This window comes from Streptomyces sp. NPDC007905 (assembly GCF_042959345.1).
GTDB lineage: Bacteria > Actinomycetota > Actinomycetes > Streptomycetales > Streptomycetaceae > Streptomyces.
The window spans coordinates 152012-168628 of the sequence record NZ_JBIBKS010000007.1 but is presented as its reverse complement, the minus strand read 5'-3'; the positions used below and the strand labels follow the sequence as shown (position 1 = coordinate 168628).

General features: G+C 71.2%; 14 protein-coding genes. 5 read left to right on the top strand and 9 right to left on the bottom strand.

What is annotated here, in order from left to right:
* The first annotated feature begins 2 nt into the window (after positions 1-2).
* Positions 3-1280 (top strand): ABC transporter substrate-binding protein, encoded by a 1278-nt coding sequence (locus tag ACFZDC_RS14775; protein ID WP_391323741.1) that lies wholly within the window; start codon positions 3-5, stop codon positions 1278-1280.
* A gap of 74 nt (positions 1281-1354) precedes the next feature.
* On the opposite strand, the gene ACFZDC_RS14770 is transcribed toward ACFZDC_RS14775, so the two are convergent.
* Positions 1355-2164, bottom strand: coding sequence for an SDR family oxidoreductase (locus ACFZDC_RS14770; protein ID WP_391323739.1), 810 nt, complete (start codon positions 2162-2164; stop codon positions 1355-1357).
* A complete protein-coding gene (locus tag ACFZDC_RS14765; protein WP_391323737.1) occupies positions 2157-2807 on the bottom strand; it encodes a carboxymuconolactone decarboxylase family protein in 651 nt (216 codons plus the stop codon). Before ACFZDC_RS14765 ends, ACFZDC_RS14770 begins: the two co-directional genes overlap by 8 nt.
* Positions 2808-3023: 216 nt before the next feature.
* On the opposite strand from ACFZDC_RS14765, the gene ACFZDC_RS14760 reads away from it, so the two are divergent.
* The 4 genes from ACFZDC_RS14760 to ACFZDC_RS14745 all read left to right on the top strand — a co-directional run bounded on the left by ACFZDC_RS14760 (position 3024) and on the right by ACFZDC_RS14745 (position 8576).
* Positions 3024-4187, top strand: coding sequence for a helix-turn-helix domain-containing protein (locus ACFZDC_RS14760; RefSeq protein ID WP_391323736.1), 1164 nt, complete (start codon positions 3024-3026; stop codon positions 4185-4187).
* Positions 4188-4436: 249 nt separating this feature from the next.
* Positions 4437-6857: a SpoIIE family protein phosphatase gene (locus ACFZDC_RS14755; RefSeq protein WP_391323734.1), complete on the top strand. Its 2421-nt coding sequence runs from the start codon at positions 4437-4439 to the stop codon at positions 6855-6857.
* Positions 6858-7097: 240 nt separating this feature from the next.
* Positions 7098-7349: a hypothetical protein gene (locus tag ACFZDC_RS14750; RefSeq protein WP_391323732.1), complete on the top strand. Its 252-nt coding sequence runs from the start codon at positions 7098-7100 to the stop codon at positions 7347-7349.
* 9 nt (positions 7350-7358) lie between these two features.
* Positions 7359-8576: an SPFH domain-containing protein gene (locus ACFZDC_RS14745; protein ID WP_391323730.1), complete on the top strand. Its 1218-nt coding sequence runs from the start codon at positions 7359-7361 to the stop codon at positions 8574-8576.
* 148 nt (positions 8577-8724) lie between these two features.
* Here the strand turns inward: ACFZDC_RS14745 and ACFZDC_RS14740 are convergent, their stop codons facing one another.
* From ACFZDC_RS14740 to ACFZDC_RS14710, 7 genes are all read right to left on the bottom strand, one after another.
* A complete protein-coding gene (locus ACFZDC_RS14740) occupies positions 8725-9672 on the bottom strand; it encodes a hypothetical protein (RefSeq protein WP_391323728.1) in 948 nt (315 codons plus the stop codon).
* Positions 9673-9778: 106 nt separating this feature from the next.
* Complete coding sequence (locus ACFZDC_RS14735) at positions 9779-10225, bottom strand: hypothetical protein (protein WP_391323726.1); 447 nt, start codon at positions 10223-10225, stop codon at positions 9779-9781.
* Between the two features lie 863 nt (positions 10226-11088).
* Positions 11089-12093, bottom strand: a complete 1005-nt coding sequence (locus ACFZDC_RS14730; protein WP_391323725.1) for a histidinol-phosphate transaminase — start codon at positions 12091-12093, stop codon at positions 11089-11091.
* Positions 12094-12096: 3 nt separating this feature from the next.
* Positions 12097-13116, bottom strand: coding sequence for a 3-oxoacyl-[acyl-carrier-protein] synthase III C-terminal domain-containing protein (locus ACFZDC_RS14725; protein ID WP_391323724.1), 1020 nt, complete (start codon positions 13114-13116; stop codon positions 12097-12099).
* Complete coding sequence (locus tag ACFZDC_RS14720; protein ID WP_391323723.1) at positions 13113-13766, bottom strand: SRPBCC family protein; 654 nt, start codon at positions 13764-13766, stop codon at positions 13113-13115. The genes ACFZDC_RS14725 and ACFZDC_RS14720 overlap by 4 nt, the downstream gene beginning before the upstream one ends.
* On the bottom strand, positions 13738-15474 hold the full coding sequence (locus ACFZDC_RS14715) for a thiamine pyrophosphate-binding protein (RefSeq protein ID WP_391323722.1): 1737 nt from the start codon (positions 15472-15474) through the stop codon (positions 13738-13740). Before ACFZDC_RS14715 ends, ACFZDC_RS14720 begins: the two co-directional genes overlap by 29 nt.
* Positions 15471-16487 carry a DJ-1/PfpI family protein gene (locus ACFZDC_RS14710; RefSeq protein ID WP_391323720.1) on the bottom strand — a complete coding sequence of 339 codons (1017 nt, stop codon included), beginning with the start codon at positions 16485-16487 and terminating at the stop codon, positions 15471-15473. Before ACFZDC_RS14710 ends, ACFZDC_RS14715 begins: the two co-directional genes overlap by 4 nt.
* Positions 16488-16617: the final 130 nt, after the last annotated feature.

Below are 16617 nucleotides of genomic sequence, written 5' to 3'. Positions count from 1 at the left end.
ACATGCGCAAGACCACCGCTTTGCGGGCGGCCGCGGTCGCGGCCGCCGCCCTGCTCACCGCGACCGCCTGTAGCAGCCAGCGAGGGCAGGATGCCCAGGACACCGCCGCCGGTGGCGCGTGCAAGGGCCAGCAGACCACCGGCATCACCGACAAGACCATCAAGCTGGGCGGTATCTACCCGCTGTCGGGACCGGCCTCCGCGTACGGCACGATCAGCAAGGGCGTGGCCGCCTACTTCAAGTACGTCAACGCACAGGGCGGCATAGACGGCCGCAAGGTCGAGTTCGTGGTCCGCGACGACGGCTACCAGCCGCCCAAGGCGGTCGAAGAGGCCCGCAGACTGGTCGAGCAGGAGAAGGTCTTCGCCGTCTTCCAGACCCTGGGCACCCCGTCCACGGCAGCCGTGTGGGACTACCTCAACAAGCAGAAGGTGCCGCAGCCCTTCGTCGCCACGGGTGCCTCCCTCTGGGGCACGGACGACAAGCATCCCTGGACCATCGGCTGGCAGCCCAACTACGTGGCCGAGGCCCGGGTGTACGCCAAGTACCTCAAGGACGCCAGGCCCAAGGCCAAGGTCGCGGTGCTCTACCAGAACGACGACTTCGGCAAGGACCTGCTCGGCGGGTTCGAGAAGGCCGTCGCCGGCAGCGGCATCAAGGTGGTGGCCCAGGAGAGCTACGAGGTCACCGACCCGTCCGTGTCGGCGCAGATGGCGAGCCTCTCCCGCTCCAAGGCCGACGTGCTGCTGGACGTCACCACTCCCAAGTTCGGCAGCCAGGCCCTCGCCGCCGACGCCAAGAACACCAAGTGGAACCCGCTGCACATCGTGAACAACGTGGCCTCGTCCGCGGCCGTGCTCCAGCCCGTCGGGTTCAAGAACGTGCAGGGCGTGGTCTCGGCGACCTACTTCAAGGACCCCGTCGACCCGCAGTGGGCGAATGATCCCGAGGTGAAGACCTACACGAGGGCCATGCACAAGTACGCCCCCGACGCCGACCCGGCCAACCAGTTCAACGCGTACGGCTGGGCCGTCGCCTCCAGCCTGCACAAGGCCCTGGACGCGATGAAGTGCCCGACCAGGGAAGGACTGCGGGACGCGGTGCGCAACCTGAAGAACGTGAAGGTCGGTCTGCTGCTGCCCGGAGTCACCATGTCCACGGGCCACGGCGACGCCTTCCCGCTCGAGTCGATGCAGCTGATGCGGTTCAAGGGCGAGCGGTGGCAGCTGTTCGGCAAGCCGGTGGACACCCGCAAGGAGTTCGGCACGCCGGCGAAGTGAGCAGGCGGGGGCGGTCCCGGTCGATGCCCTGACCCTGGGGACCGCCCCCGCCCCGTCACCCGGGCCCGGAGTGCTCAGACGGCGCTCAGCCCTCCGTCCACCACCAGGCTCTGCCCGGTGATGTAGGAGGCGCGGTCGGAGAGCAGGAAGGTGACGGCATCGGCCACCTCCCAGGCGGTGCCCTGGCGGCCGAGCGGGATGCGGGTGAACGAGGTGGAACGCGACGCCCGCCGGGCCGAGGCCTCGCGGCCCATCGGAGTGTCGATCAGGCCCGGGACGACCAGGTTGGCGCGGATCCCGCGCGGCGCCCCCTCCTTGGCGACATGGCGGGTGAGACCGAACAGACCCGCCTTGGAACTGTCGTAGGCGGGAGAGCCGGTGGCCGCGCGCAGCCCGGCCACGGAACCGACGAAGACGATCGAGCCCCCGTCGGTGAGCGCGGGCAACCCGTACTTGGCGGCGAGGAAGGGGGCGCCCAGGTTGAGCGAGAGCACCTGTTCCCACTGCTGCGGTGAGGTGTCCGCCAGGCCCGCGCCGAGGCCGACACCGACGTTGACCACCATCGCGTCGAGCGCGCCCAGTGCGCGCAGGGCCTCGGCGACCATGGCCGAGGACTGGCCCGGATCCGTGGCGTCACCGACCACGGGGACGCCACGCGCGCCCTCCTCACCGACCAGGGCGGCGGTGGCCGCCGCGGCGGAGGGGGAGACGTCGGCGCAGGCCACGGAGGCTCCCTCACGCCCGGCGAGCACGGCCACGGCCCGCCCGTTGCCCACCGGGGCCTTCGGATCGTCGCCGGGACGGGTGCCCGCGCCGACGACCAGTACGTTCCGGCCGGTCAGGAGACTGTCCGGGCGGTTCGTGGTGTGCCGGGGCTCAGGCATCGCCGTGCACCCCTTCCGCCGCGTCCGCGCCGGCCACCGGGGGCGCGGGCAGGGCCTCCGCCTCGTAGCCGGGCTCGAGCCGGGTACCGGCGGAGTTCAGGAAGAACGCGACCATGTGGTACTGACCGACGAGCATGGTGATTTCGATCAGCTGGGCCTCGTCGTGGCCGGCGGCGAGTGCGGACCAGGTGGCCGAGGACAGGCGTGCGTCCCGGTGCAGTTCGTCGGCGGCACGCAGCAGAAGGGCGTCGGCCGGCGTCCACCCCGGGGCGTCCGGGCCCGCGCCGACCCGCCGGATCTCCTCGTCGGTGACCCCGGCCGCCCTGGCCAGCGGCACGTGCCGCCCCCATTCGTAACCGGCCCGGGTGTTGCAGGCGGTGCGCAGGATCAGCAGTTCCCGGGTCCGGTCCGGCAGACGGCCGTCGCGCAGCAGATGGCTGCCGAAGGGCAGGAAGTGCCGGAAGAGGCCGGGGTGCCGCACCAAGGTGGTGAAGACGTTGGGGAGGTGGCCGTCGGCGTCCCGGGGAATCGGGGCGAGCAGCTCGCGGGTGGACGGGTCCCAGCCGTCCTCGGGCAGTGGCGCGAGACGCGGTCGGGTCTCGGCGGCGGCACGGCCGGGTCGCTGATGGTGCTCGTCGGTCATGGTGGTCTCCGCACTGTTCGTCGGGGTGGGCCGGTGCTACGGGGGCGGGCTGCGCGAGGTCGGTGCCCCGCTGTGTGCGCCGATGCGCTCCTCCCGCCGCCGTGCCACTGTGCTTTCGGGGACGGGGGGTTGTCGACGGCTGCCCGGCCAAGGCCGGAGGGCCGCATATTGTTCAGTTGCACAACGGCCGGTGCCGGAGGGGCGGAGGTGAGATCCATGCCCGCACAGTCGGGCCAGGCGATGCCCCTCGAACGGGTCATCGCCGCGATGGCCGCGAAGCAGCGGCACGTGGGCGGGCGGTTGCACGCGGAGCTGGCGGACCACATCCCGTCCTACCGGGCCGTACCGCGGGAACTCCTGGACCAGATCTGGCATCGGCACTTCCAGCGGGCTCTCGCGGTGGTGCGCGAGGGGACGGTGCCCGCGCCCGAGGACTTCGACGAAGCCGATGTGGCCCGGGACCGGGTCGCCCGTGGCGTGCCGCTCGGCGACGGGCTCCGCGCCTTCCGCGGGGCGCTGAGCGCGATACGGGACCTGTTCATCGCCGAGGCCACCGAACGCGGACTGGACGCCGGCCTCGTCGTCGACCGCACCAGGTGCCTGTGGGAGCTCGCGGACGTCGCGAGCCTGCAGATCGCGGCCGTCCACCGGCAGGCGGAGGTCACCTCCGCCCTGTTCGACGCCCGCCGCCGCGCCGACTTCCTGCGCGGACTGCTCTACGGGACGCTGAGCGCGGCGGAGATCCACAGCGGTGCGGCGATCTACGGACTGGACCTGTCGCGGCCGTATCGCGCCATCAGAGCTGTTCCGAACGGCGACTGCGGTCCGGACGCGCTGGAACGCCCCCTGGAGTCCCACGCCCGCCGAAACGGCCGGGGCGCGCTGCTCACCGTACTGGACGAGGCTGTCGCCGGAGTCGTCGAGGCGAAGCCGGAGACCGGTGACCTGGAGGTGACGGCGGGACTCGGCCCGCCGACGGACCTGACCGCGGCGCACCGCTCCTTCCGTGCCGCGGGCAGGCTGCTGGAAGCCGCCCGCGCGTACGGTCTGCGCGGCGTGTACGACCTGGGCGACCTGTCCTGGCGGGTGGCGGTCGTCGCCGAGCCGGAACTCGCCGAGCTGCTGCTCGACCGCTATCTGCGCCCACTGGAGGCGGAGGGTGAGTTCGGTGCGCTCATCGAGGAGTCGGTCCGGGGATACCTGGAGAGGGGACGGCACATCCGCGAAGTCGCCCGCGCCGCACACGTCCATGTCAACACCGTCCGCTACCGGCTGCGCCGTTTCGAGGAGCTGACCGGCACCAGCCTCGACGCACCGGACACCGTCGTGGAGCTCAGCTGGGCCCTGGCGGCACGCGAGCTCTACGGCGGGTCCTCGTAGCAACTCGTCAGGAGCCGGCCACCGTGCCTGCCGCACCGCCCCGTGTCCGCCACGCCGCGCCACGCGGCGGGCGAGACCTCGCCTCCCCACCGGGTTTCACTAGGCTTGCACAACAACAGCAGGTCAGCGTGCATTCGGAAACGCCGAACCGCCGCCCCGGACGCCGTCACGCCGGTCACCCGGCCGCGGTCACGACCCGCGGCAGGACATCGGCCGAGTACAAGGTGGTGTCCAGCGGTGGAGAAGCGGATGCAGGAGCTCAGCGAAAGCCACGACGATCCGTTCGCCCTGCACCTCGCCGCCGTGGCGGTGCTCGACGACCGGGGAGTCGTGGTCGGATGGAACCGGCGGGCCCAGGAACTGCTCGGCCATCCGGACACAGCCGTGATCGGTCGTCCGGCCTTCGAGGTCCTGGTCGATCCCCGCGATCTGCCGGCTGTCAGGGAGGCCGCGGCGAAGTGCAGGAGGACCGGCGGCTGGTTCGGGATCCTGGAGGTACGGCACCACGACGGGCACCTGGTGCGGATGGGGCTCAGGGCCCATGCGCTCTCACGCGGTGACCGGGTCCGTGAGTGGATTCTTGCCGGGGCCCTCGCGGCTGACGTCCTGGAGTGGCAAAGAGACCGGGCGGTGCTCGACGGGTTGTACCGCCGGAGCCCGGTCGGCCTGGTCGTCCACGGCCCCGACCTCAGCATTCTCCGGGTCAACCGGGCCATCGAACGCGTCACCGGCGTCCCGGCAGCAGACTTCCGGGGACTGCCCACCGGCTGTTTCCTCGTCCCCGATGACGCAGGCAAGGCCGTGGACCGTGTGCGCCAGGTGATCGAGACCGGAAGACCGTTGATCTACTCGGAGCAGTTCGTTCGCCTGGAGCGGGATCCGACCCGAGAGCGGGTCGCGATGGTCTCGTCCTTCCGGATGGAGGACCCCTCCGGCCGCGTCCTGGGTGTGGCCGAGTTGATCGAGGACATCACCGAACGCCATCGGGCCCAGAGCAGGCTCGCCCTCCTCGACCAGGCCGGCAGCCGTATCGGGACCACCCTCGACGTGGCGGAGACCGCCCGGGAACTCGCCGAGGTGATGGTGCCTCACCTCGCCGACCATGCGTCGGTGGACCTGCTGCAGCCGGTGACGCGCGGTGAGGAACTGGCGCGGGTCCTGGCGGGGTCCGTCGTACGAGTGGGGGCCTGCAGCGTCGGCGCCCAGCACTCGAGCCCGCCCCACCCGGAGGGCGAGCCGGTGGCGTTCGGGTCGGACACACCCCAGGCCAGATGCCTGGCCGAAGGGCGGGCCGTCCTGGAACCGGTTCTCCCCGCCGACTGGTTCTCGACGGAGGGCCGCCAGGGGGCGCACGCTCCGGATCTCGGTGTCCACTCGCTGATCGTCGTCCCTCTTGCCGCGCGTGGCCTGGTGCTCGGCGTGATGACCCTGTGGCGTTCACGCCGCCCCGATCCCTTCGAGGCGGCCGATCTCACCCTCGCCCAGGAACTCGCCTCGCGCGCCGCAGTCGCCATCGACAACGCCCGGCGTTTCACCCAGCAGCAGGAGACCGCGTTCACCTTGCAGAGCAGCCTTCTGCCCCGGGCCGTTCCGGACCAGTCGGCCGTCGAGGTGGCCCTGCGGTACCTGCCGGCCAGCGCTGCCCCGGGCCTGGGCGGTGACTGGTTCGACGTCATTCCCCTGTCCGGGGCCCGGGTCGCCCTCGTGGTCGGCGACGTGGTGGGACGCGGCATCCATGCGGCCGCCACCATGGGCCGACTGCGCACCGCCGTCCATACGCTCGCCAGCCTCGACCTGGAACCGGACGAGGTCCTCGCCCACCTGGACGACCTGGTCAACCTGCTGGCGGCCGAACAGGAAGCGGTCGGCGAACGGCCTGTCGGGGAGCAGGTCGTCGGCGCCACCTGCCTGTACGCCGTGTACGACCCGGTCTCCGGGCGCTGCTCCCTGGCCCGCGCCGGCCATCCGCCGCCGGTGGTGACCGCTCCGGACGGACAGGCGGCTCCGCTCGACCTGCCCGCCGGCCCGCCGCTCGGCCTGGGCGGGCTGCCGTTCGAGGCCCGGGAGATCGAACTGGCCGAGGGAAGCCTGCTGTGCCTGTACACCAACGGACTCATCGGTGAACGCCACATCGATGCCGACGCCGGCCTGAGCAGGCTGTGCGCAGCCCTCACCCACCCTGCGGACGCACTGGAACGGACATGCCAAGCGGTGGTCGACTCGCTCGTGCCCTCGCGCCCCGGCGACGACGTCGCTCTGCTGATCGCCCGCACCCGCATGCTGCCACCGGACGATGTCGCCTCCTGGCGCCTGCCGCTGGAGCCTGCCAGCGCCGCTCGGGCCAGGGACCTGACGTCGGCCAAGCTCACCGAATGGGGCCTGGAGCACTTGGCCTTCACCACCGAGTTGATCGCCAGCGAACTGGTCACCAACGTCTACCGGTACGCCAGCGGCCCCGCGACCCTGCGGCTGATCCGTGAACGGTCCCTGGTGTGCGAGGTCAGCGACACCAGCCACACCTCACCCCACCTGCGCCGCGCCCTTACCACCGACGAGGGCGGGCGCGGCCTGTTCCTGGTGGCCCAGATGACCGAACGCTGGGGCACCCGCTACACCCGCGAGGGCAAGACCGTGTGGACGGAACAACCACTGACCGGCACGCCCATGTGAGCGCCGCGGACCGTGCCGGGGTGCCGGCGGGGGTAGGGGAGCGCTGATGAGGGGGTACGGCGAGGGGGCCGGCCCGAGCCGCGCTCAGGGGCCGGCGCAGCGCGATCCGCTCGCCCCGGCGGCGAGATCCTGGAGGACCGGTTCAGGGATCCCCTCGGGATGTGTTCTGAACGTGGGACCTCGGCGTGGGTGGGGCTAACCTCGGAATCGTAGGGCCCGAGTGATGGGAGGCCGCCGGCGATGCCGCAGGACGAGGCCGTGATCGGCTGTACGGGGGAGCTGCTTTTGCCCACCCGCGGATCCGCCGGGCCCGGCGAGATCCTCGTGCGGGTCAGGGGCGGTTCCGAGACCTTCCTCGCCTGGTCGTCGGAGCCGCTGCCGAGGGGAGCCACCGTGCTCGTGGTCGAGTCCCGTGGACGCCGCGAGGTCGACGTCATCGAGTGGCGAGATCCGCTGGACGCGCTCTGCGGCGACGCCGCCGACGCCGGCTGAGGAGTGGACATGTTCGGATATCGCGTACCCGCCCCCGACGAGGCGATGCTGATCTCCGGTGGGCGGCGCGGACTGGGGGGCGCGCCGTTCCGCGTGGTGACGGGGCACGGCAAGTTCGTGCTCCCGGTCTTCCGCAAGACCCGCTTCCTCACGCTGTCCATGTGCGAGGCCGAGGTCACCGAGACCTGTGTCACCAGGCAGGGCATCTCGCTGCACGTACGCGCCGTGATCGCGTTCAAGGTCGGCAACGACACCGAGAGCATCATCAACGCCGGGCAGCGGTTCCTCTCCGACCAGGGGCAGATGTCGGTGCTGACCGGCCGGATCTTCGCCGGCCACCTGCGGGCGATCATCGGTTCGATGACCGTCGAGGAGATCGTCACCGAACGGCAGAAACTGGCCGCGGAGGTGCTGGACACCTCGAAGACCGAGATGGCGAAGATCGGCCTGATCGTGGACTCGCTGCAGATCCAGTCCATCGACGACGGGAACACCGGCTACATCGACGCGATGTCCGCGCCGCACAGGGCCGCCATTCAGCGGCAGGCCAAGATCGCCCAGGCCCAGGCCACGCAGGCCGCGGTCGAAGCGGAGCAGGCGGCGGCACGCATGCAGGCCGAGTACGCCCGGCAGACCGCGGTCGTGAAGGCGGAGTACTCCGCCGAGGTGGACCGCGCGCAGGCGCGGTCGGCGCAGGCCGGACCGCTGGCGCAGGCCCACGCCCAGCAGGAGGTGCTCACTGCCCAGACCGAACTCGCCCAGCGCCAGGCCCAGTTGCGTCAGCAGCAGCTGGTCGCCGAGATCGTCAAGCCCGCCGAGGCCGAGGCCGAGCGGATCAGGGTGCTGGCCGCCGCCGAAGCGGAACGCATGAAGATCCAGGCCGAGGCGGCGGCCTCGCACGACCGCGTCGCGCTCGACCGGATGCTGATCGACCAGCTCCCGCAGATCGTGAAGGAGGCCGCGGGCGGTCTCTCCGGCGCCAACGTCAACGTCCTGAACGGCGCGGCCGGCCTCGGCGAGATGGCGGCCGGACTGGTCGGCCAGGGGCTGACGATCCTGGACTCGGTCCGGCAGAACCTGAACGGCCAGAACTCCGCCACCCGCCCCGGAAAGACCGACGGGCCGCCCCAACTGCAGGGATATCCACGCCCGCGGGAGACGGATCCCATAGACACCCGGGAGCACCCGGAGGTGCCCCGGTCCCAGGAGCCCCCGGGCACTGCCTGACCGGCACCGACGCCGTTGTCCGCCTTGCGCGCGACCTCGGTCGATCCCGAGGGCGACGTCGTGCAGGGCCCGGATCGCCAGGAGTGCGCCAGTAACCGGCAAACCCACCGACCATCCAGGAAACCGGCCCCAAGGCATGACGGGATGCCTACGGCCCGGCCGCCAGGGCAGCGGAGTTCCGAAGCCTTGCTTCGAGCAGTGCGTTGATCTCTTGCAGTACGTGGCGCTGAGCCCTGATCACGGGCTGCTCGTAGGCCAGCATCAGACCGTAGAGCGTCCCTGTGTAGTGCACCGTCCGCCGGCAGTGGTCGTCTGCCACGGCCGTCCGGATCTGCGCGGCACCGGGGCGCGCGTGCGCACCGGCGTTACTCCACCGCGGATCCCCCTGTGCCTGCTCCGGGCTGTCGTAACGGAACCCTTTCCGGCCCATGCACCGGCTCCATTCGGCGACGATCCTTCGGAACCGGCTGTCGTGGGTGGCCTGGTCATACACCTGGGACTTGAACAACCTGATGCCACGCTCCGGAATCACCGGAGGCGTTTCGGCGTCGAAACGGACGGTCTTCGCGCCCGCATCGAGCCGCCGTTGCAGTTCGCCGAAGCACCCTCCAGCAGGCACTGGCTTGCCGTGGAAGCTGCCGATCCGGCCCTCGAACACCGGGAGCAGGGCGGGCTGCACGGTGATGTCCCAGGAGCCGTTCTTGGACACCGCGATCAGGTCGGCCGCCACCCCTGGGGGTCCCTGGTACCCGTACCGAGACACATGGAGAGCATCGAGCTGCCCCAGAAGCGGCATGTTCCGTGGGTAGGGCAAGGGGCGGGTACCCGGCGTCCGCAGGTCGAGGCCGAAGTTCCCCATGCACTGCCGGAGAAAACGGTTTTCGGCCCTCTGGATCTCCACATGCTGCTGAATGGACAGGTCGTAGGAGTCCAGCCGCAACAGCAGATCGGCGCTTGGACCCGGGTCGGACACGATGCGCGACGCGGGGTGTCCGGCCGCAGTGCCGTCGGCTGCCCCGGTTGTGTGAGAGCAACCGGTCGCCATCATTACGGTGGCCAACACCGCGACAAGCCATGCCGCGACACCGCGTGTCATGAACGTCCCCTCCGGCTCCTCACCGCACCGCGGGTCGGCCCCACGGCGCCGACCCGCCACGAGCTCCTACGGCACCAGTTGTCCGGCACCGCAGGGAGCGCGCCGATCATCCGCCCCAGTAGACGGCCGGTCCATAGACGTTGTTGGGGTATCTCTCCAGCTCCGCCTGGACCTTGTACGCCTGGTAGTCGGGAACGCCTGGGGTGTAGAACCCGCCCTCGGTCCGGGGATAGCACGTGTAGGCGGCCTTGTTGCCCCTGTAGCGCCAGTTCAGGGCGGGGCCGAGTCCGGTGTTCCACTCGTACGCCCACGCATACCAGTGAGGGCCGTAGTAGCCCTGATTCACCTGAAAATGACCGGCCCCATAGGAGGCCCGGGTGCCGGACACCACCTTGACGCCGTGCGCGACCGCTGGGTCCTTCAGCCAGTTGCCGCACCAGTTACCGCTGGCCGACGCTGTCGATGGCGTCACGCCCACGACCACCGCACTCAAGGCCACGACCCCCGCCATCCGCATCGCCGGCCCTCTGCCGGCCCTGATGTTGCGTAACATGATCCGTTCTCCCCGTCCTTCCTTGGCGTGCCGCCACATCCACCGGGTTGGCTCATGGGCACCGGCTCCGACGACGTTGCTGCCGGCGGAGAGGGCCGGCGCGCGCGGGCGGCAACGCCTACACCTCAATGACCGCCGAAGTGCCGGCAGCCGTCGACCATCGCGGCTTGCTCGACATCGTCCCGCCCGTCGGCGGGACCGTCATTGACTCAGAACGCAAAGGTGTTGACGTCGTCCGAGCAGCCGATCCCCGGACGCCGCCGGCGGCGCGGGGACGACGATCGGCACCGTGCCGGTCGGACGTCCGCCCCGCGGCGGGCGGTTGAAGGCCGTCCTGCTCGCCCGGCCATGGGGCACCGGGACGGACGCCGGCCGCCCGCCGGCCGGCGCTCCCCCCGGAGCACCGGCCTGGCCGTGGCCGTTGCACAGTGCGGCGGACCGGGCGGCCGCCGCGTGCCGGTCGGCCGGCTGCCGGGGCCTGGACCCGTACCTGCCTGGTCCCGTATCAGCTGGGGACGCCCCGGCGACATCGCCCAGGTCGTCGGTGAGGGGGGCCGGACGTACCGGAACAAGGTCCACTACGACACCGACACGTTCAGCGCGATGGTCGCCGCCCCCAGTCCCTCAACGGCGAAGGCCTGTGTTCTGCTCACTTCCGGGGTGCACGCCTGCACCTCCCCGGGCGGCACCGAGCACCTCACGGAGCCCCCGAACCCGCCCACCCCGCACCCCTCCGCCACCACCACCGAGCGGTCACGTCTTCGGCCCGACGTGGACGGTGCCGGCGCCGGCGTGGCGGGGCTCGCCGGCCCGCCGTGGGGAGGTGACCCTGTCTACGCGGCGCCGCCACCGACGCGCTGGACTCACGGACAGCGCACGCCCACTCCCGCCAGCGCCGCGAGCACGGCATCGTTGGCCTCCCGGCTGCCCACGGTCAGCCGGAGTCCCTCGCCGGGGTAGTGGCGCGCCAGGACGCCGGCGTCGGTGAGCGCCACGGCGCCGTCGTCGATCGGATCGGGGGCGGCGAGCCAGACGGAATTGGCATGGCCCGGGCCTATGTGCCAGCCCAGGGCGCCGAGTTCCCGTCGCAGCCGTTCGCGTTCGGCGATCACGGTCTCCACACGCCGGCGCAGCTCGCTGCCGGCCCGCAGTGAGGCCTTCACCGCCGCGGCTGCCACCGTGTTGATCCCGAAGGGCAGTTGGCGTCTGCGGATCCGCCCTATGAGGCCGGGCGCGCCGAGTCCGTAGCCGACCCGCAGGGCGGCGAGACCGTAGGCCTTGGAAAAGGTGCGCAGGACCAGCAGATTGGGGTGCGCGTCCAGGAGCGCGAGTGGATCCGGCACGCTGCCGCCGGCGAACTCCACGTACGCCTCGTCGAGCAGCACGGTGACGTCTCGGGGGACCTGTCGCAGAAACGCGGCCAGGCGGTCCGTGGTGACCAGGGTTCCGGTGGGGTTGTGCGGGTTGCACAGCACCACGACACGGGTGCGGTGGTCGAACGCCGCGAGCAGGGCGCCCAGATCCTGATGCCCGTCGGGCGACAGGGGTACGGGGACGGGGCGGGCGCCGACCATGTCCGCCAGCAGGGGATACGCGTCGAAGCTGCGCCAGGCGTAGACCATCGTGTCACCGGGCTCCATCACCGCCTGGAGCAACTGCAGCGCCACCCCGACCGATCCGCTGCCGACCGCCACGTGGTCGGGGGCCACCCGGCACCACACGGCGATCCGTTCGGTGAGGTCATCGGGGTAGAACTGCGGGTAGCGGTGGGCCTGTGCGACCGCTCGCCGCATCGCCCTGCGCACCGAGGGCAGTGGGGGGTACGGGCTCTCGTTGAGGGCCAGTTGGTGCACCACGGGGATGCTCATCGGTCAGCCCCGCCCGCCGTGCCAGCGGACGGCGACCGCACCGGCGAAGTCGCCCGCGTGGGCGAAACCGCCGAGCACCACCAGGTCGCCGTCCGTGACCCGACGTGAGCGGACCGCGTGGTCCAGGACGATCGGGATGGCCGCTCCGAACAGGTTCCCGTGCTGATCGAAGGTGTCGAGGTGCCGCTCGGGCGGCAGTTGCAGCGCCTCCCGCCAGTTCCGCAGGAAGGTGCGGTTGGGCTGGTTGGTGATGAGGGCGTCGATGTCGGTGCTCGCCACGCCGAGCCGCAGGCACAGGTCCGCGACCACCTCGGGGACGAGGCGGTTGCCGCGTGCCAGGACCTTGGCGACGCTCGCGTCGGTGAACCCGATCCGCAGCTGGGACGTTCCCGGCGCCCAGTACTTGCGGCCGTCGTCGACCGCCACGGTCATGTCCCCGGCGTACTCGCCGATGTGCCGGGTCTCCACGTCGAGGACCGGGGTGGCGGCGGACGTCGTCACGTACCCCACGCCACAGCCGTCGCCCGGGATCGCTGCCTGGGCGAGCCTGCGCACCTCGGACTGGGTGAACCACTGGCCCGCGGCGCTTTGCGCGTTGCAGATCAGCGCGGTCTTCGCATCGGTGGTGGTGAGGATCTGCCGGGCCAGTTTCAGCATGTACACGAACGACGCGCAGCCGGCGTTGGCCACGTCAACCAGCCACTCCGGCCTCAGGCCCAGCCGGCGTGCCACCTCGGTGCCGGCGCCCACGAACGGCAGATCGGGCAGCTGGCTGTGCACCAACAGCACGTCGACATCCCGGATCTCGTCCCTGCCGTGCCGTTCGATCAGGGGCTGGACGGCGCGCTCGACCATGTCCGCGTTGGTCTCGTCCGCGGCCACGTGGTGCCGTAACTGCGGGACCTTGAACATGGGGTGGTTGCGGAGCTTGTCCTCTGCTCCGGGGTAGTCGGTGTAGAACTCCGCGGGGACCGGCTCGCCGGGAAGGTAGCTCGCGACGTCGGTCAGGCTGACCGTGGTCACTGTGCCACCGCCCGCGCCGGAGCCACGCCGACCGGCAGACCGTTGCGGTGGCGGTATTCGAGGATCGCCTTCAGGTTGTTCATCTCCACGGTGTGCCCCGCGTAGAAGAGGTCCCAGTAGTCGCCCACCCAGGGCCGGTCGGGACGGGGAGCCATGTCGGGGTGCGGGTTGCCGTCGTAGTAGGGGTGCCGGCAGTTGGTCCAGGTGATCACCGACCCCGGCTTGTCGAGTACCAAGGGGGCCGGTACGACGCGCATCAGATAGATCATCCACAGCTTGTCGCCCTGGTCCCAGGAGCAGTGGTAGTCGACGGTCATGGCCTCGGGGTTGGCGACCACCTTGCAGTAGATCCTGGTGTCGTCCTCGAGCCGGTCGTGGCCGACCCACAGCCCCGGTGTGCCGGAGGGCGCGAAGTCCCGCAGGCTGCAGGTCCACTCCTCCAGGTGGTGGCCCTGGCGCAGGTAGTCGTAGGCCTGCTCCGGGGGGCAGTCGACGTACTCGTGGATGGTGCAGTAACGCCCGTAGACCTGATGGTGGGGGTAGACGGCGTGGGTGAGCTCCATGCAGTGGGCGGTCAGCTCCTCCTTGCCGGTGTTCTCGATTCGCATCAGACCGGGAATGTCAGCCAACGTGGACGACTCCTCGTTCATCTGAGTTCTCCTTTTCGGTGAAGGACTGGAAGGGAAGGAACGGGGGGATCTCCCGCGGGTCGCAGTCCAGCGCGACGAACGCCGGGCCCTCGCCCGCATTGCTGCGCAGCAGCGCCTCGCGCAGTCGTGCCGCGTCATCGACCCCTGACACCTCCAGGGCCGGGAAGGCGGCGGCCACCCCGGCGGCGAGGTCGGTCCGGGCGAACAGGTCGTCGTCGCGGACGCCGCCCTGGAGGAACTCCTCACGCACCGCGCACATGGCGTGGGCGTTGTTGTTGAAGATCACGAAGGTCACGGGTGCGGCGTACTCCACGGCGGTGTGCACTTCCATCCCGTGCATGAAGAACGCGCCGTCACCGGCGAGGACGTAGGTGCGCCGACCGGTGGCGAGCGCGGCACCGATGCCGGCACCGAAGGTGTAGCCCATGCCGCCCATGCCGACGGCCACCACGAAGCGGCCGTGGCGCGGTGCCGGGAGGTGATGGATCGCGCTGGCCCCCGCGTTGCCGGCGTCCACGAAGACGTGCGCGTCCTGGGGGAGTGCCGCCTCGACCGCGGCGACCGCCTCGGCGTAGGGGACGGTCCGCCCGGGCGCCGGAGAAACCGGGCTCGGCACGGGGGTGCGGAGGGGACCGGCGTGCGGGGGGCAGGCACGAGGCCGGGGCGGCAGCCGCCCGCTCACCGCGCGCAGCATGTCCCGCAGGTGCCCGCCGAGGGCGGTGCCCGCCACGAACGGCGGTTCGGGGTCGAGGCAGACGACTTCGGTGGCGGCCAGGGCCTGTTCGAGGCCCCCGCGCGCCAGGAGCGGCAGCCGGGTACCGACCAGCAGGCATGCGTCGGCCCGCCGCAGACAGTCTTCGACGTTGGCATGCCCCATCACTCCCGCCACTCCCGCGAAACGGGGATCGCGGTTGTCGAAGACGTCCTTCGCGTCGGGGGTGACCGCCACCCACGCCCCGAGGCGCCGGGCCAGTTCGGCCAGCTCCGCGCGCGCATCGGCCGCGGCGACGCCTTCTCCGGCGATGACGAGGACGCGGCCGGCCCCGCGAAGGGTGTCCGACACGGCGGTGAGGGCAGCGGCGTCCGGCGGCGCCGCCGACGCCGTCGGGACCGGCGCGCCCGGGGCCGGGCGGCGGCCGGGCAACCGCACGGGTGCCTGCTGCACGTCCTTGGGCAGCAGCAGCACCGCCGGCCCTCGCGGATCGGTCTGTGCCGCCGCCAGGGCCCGGGGCAGCAACTCCGTGAGTGAGTCCGGGTCCTCGACCCGGGCGCAGAACCGGCTGACGGTTGCGAAGACCTCCCGGGCGTCGAAGGAGCCCGCCTTGCCGCTGGAGTCCTGGAACGCCCCGAGCCCCTCCTGCCCGGTCGGCGGCTGTCCCACCAGAGCCAGCACGGGCACCCGGGAGGCGTACGCCTCGGCCAGGCCCGGGACGAGATTCATGGCCCCGCCGCCCGAGGTGGCGGCGACAACGCCCAGGCGCCCGGTGGTGCGGGCGTATCCGTCGGCCATCGTGACGGCGGAGAACTCGTGCTTGGCGACGACACCGCGGACGGCGCCGCCGCGGTGCACGGCGTCGTACAGGTCCTCGATGTTCGCGCCTCCGACGCCGAACACATGGGTGACACCCGCGCCGGCGAGTTCTCCGGCCAGGTGGTCGACCAGGCGTAACGCTCCTGCTGGGGGCGCGTCCGAGGTCGTGGTGGTCATACGGGGTTCCTGTCCGTCTCGTGGTGCCGGTCGATGAAGCCTGAGGGCGAGATGAGCTGAAAGCGGTGCCGGTACTCCTTCGGCGTGAGTCCCAGAGTTCGTCCGAAGGAGCGGAAGAAGGTCTCGGGGGCGGCGAAGCCGCAGCGGTGCGCGATCTGGCCGATCGTCAGTTCCGTGGTTTCCAGCAGTTCGCGGGCGCGGGCGATGCGTGACCGCTCGACGTACTGGCCGGGGGTCGTGCCCACCTCGCGCCGGAAGACCCGGGCGAAGTTGCGCAGGCTCATGTTGGCCCGCCGGGCGATCTCCGCAACGGGCAGCGGGTTGTGCAGGTTGTCCAGGATCCACTCCTGTGCGGCCCGGATCGGCGGATGGTCGGCCAGCTGGGCGTCGAGGACGGCGCTGAACTGGGACTGTCCTCCGTGCCGCTTGAGGAACAGCACCAGAAACCGTGCCGTCTCCAGCGCGAGCGCAGCTCCGTGATCGGCCTCCACCAGGGCCAGCGCCATGTCGATCCCGGTCGACACGCCCGCGGAGGTCACGAAGGGGCCGTCCCAGACGAAGATCGACTCGGCGTCCACCGTCACGTCCGGGTAGCGGCCGGCCATCGCCTCGCTGTACGCCCAGTGCGTGGTGGCGCGCCTGCCGTCGAGCAGGCCCGCCTCGGCCAGCAGGAACGACCCACCGCACACCGAGGCGACTCTGCGCGACCGGGTCGCCGCCCGGCCGATCCAAGAGACCAGCGCCCGGTCGTGAAGCGCGCTGTGAAGACTCCATCCCCCCGGCACGAGAAGGGTGTCGATCGGGCCCTGCCCCGCCTCCAGTGGGGCGGCCTCCACCACCACTCCCGAACTCATCCGCACCAGGGGGGCGTCGGCGGAGACGAAGGCGGTCCGGTAAGGGGTGCCCGACGGCCCCAGAAGCCGGTTGGCGGTATCCAACACTTCAATCGGTCCGGTGATGTCCAGGGCCAGCGCACCCTCGTACACCACCACCACAACACGTCGCTCTGACACGGTCACACCCTGTATCGGGTGACGCACTGGCTGCAATGACAGATTACTGACGTATACGGCCAACAAGCGGCCGTCGGCAGGGGCAGAGGGGCGCCGACCAGGCAGTTTGTCCGCCCGAGCCGACAGTGGT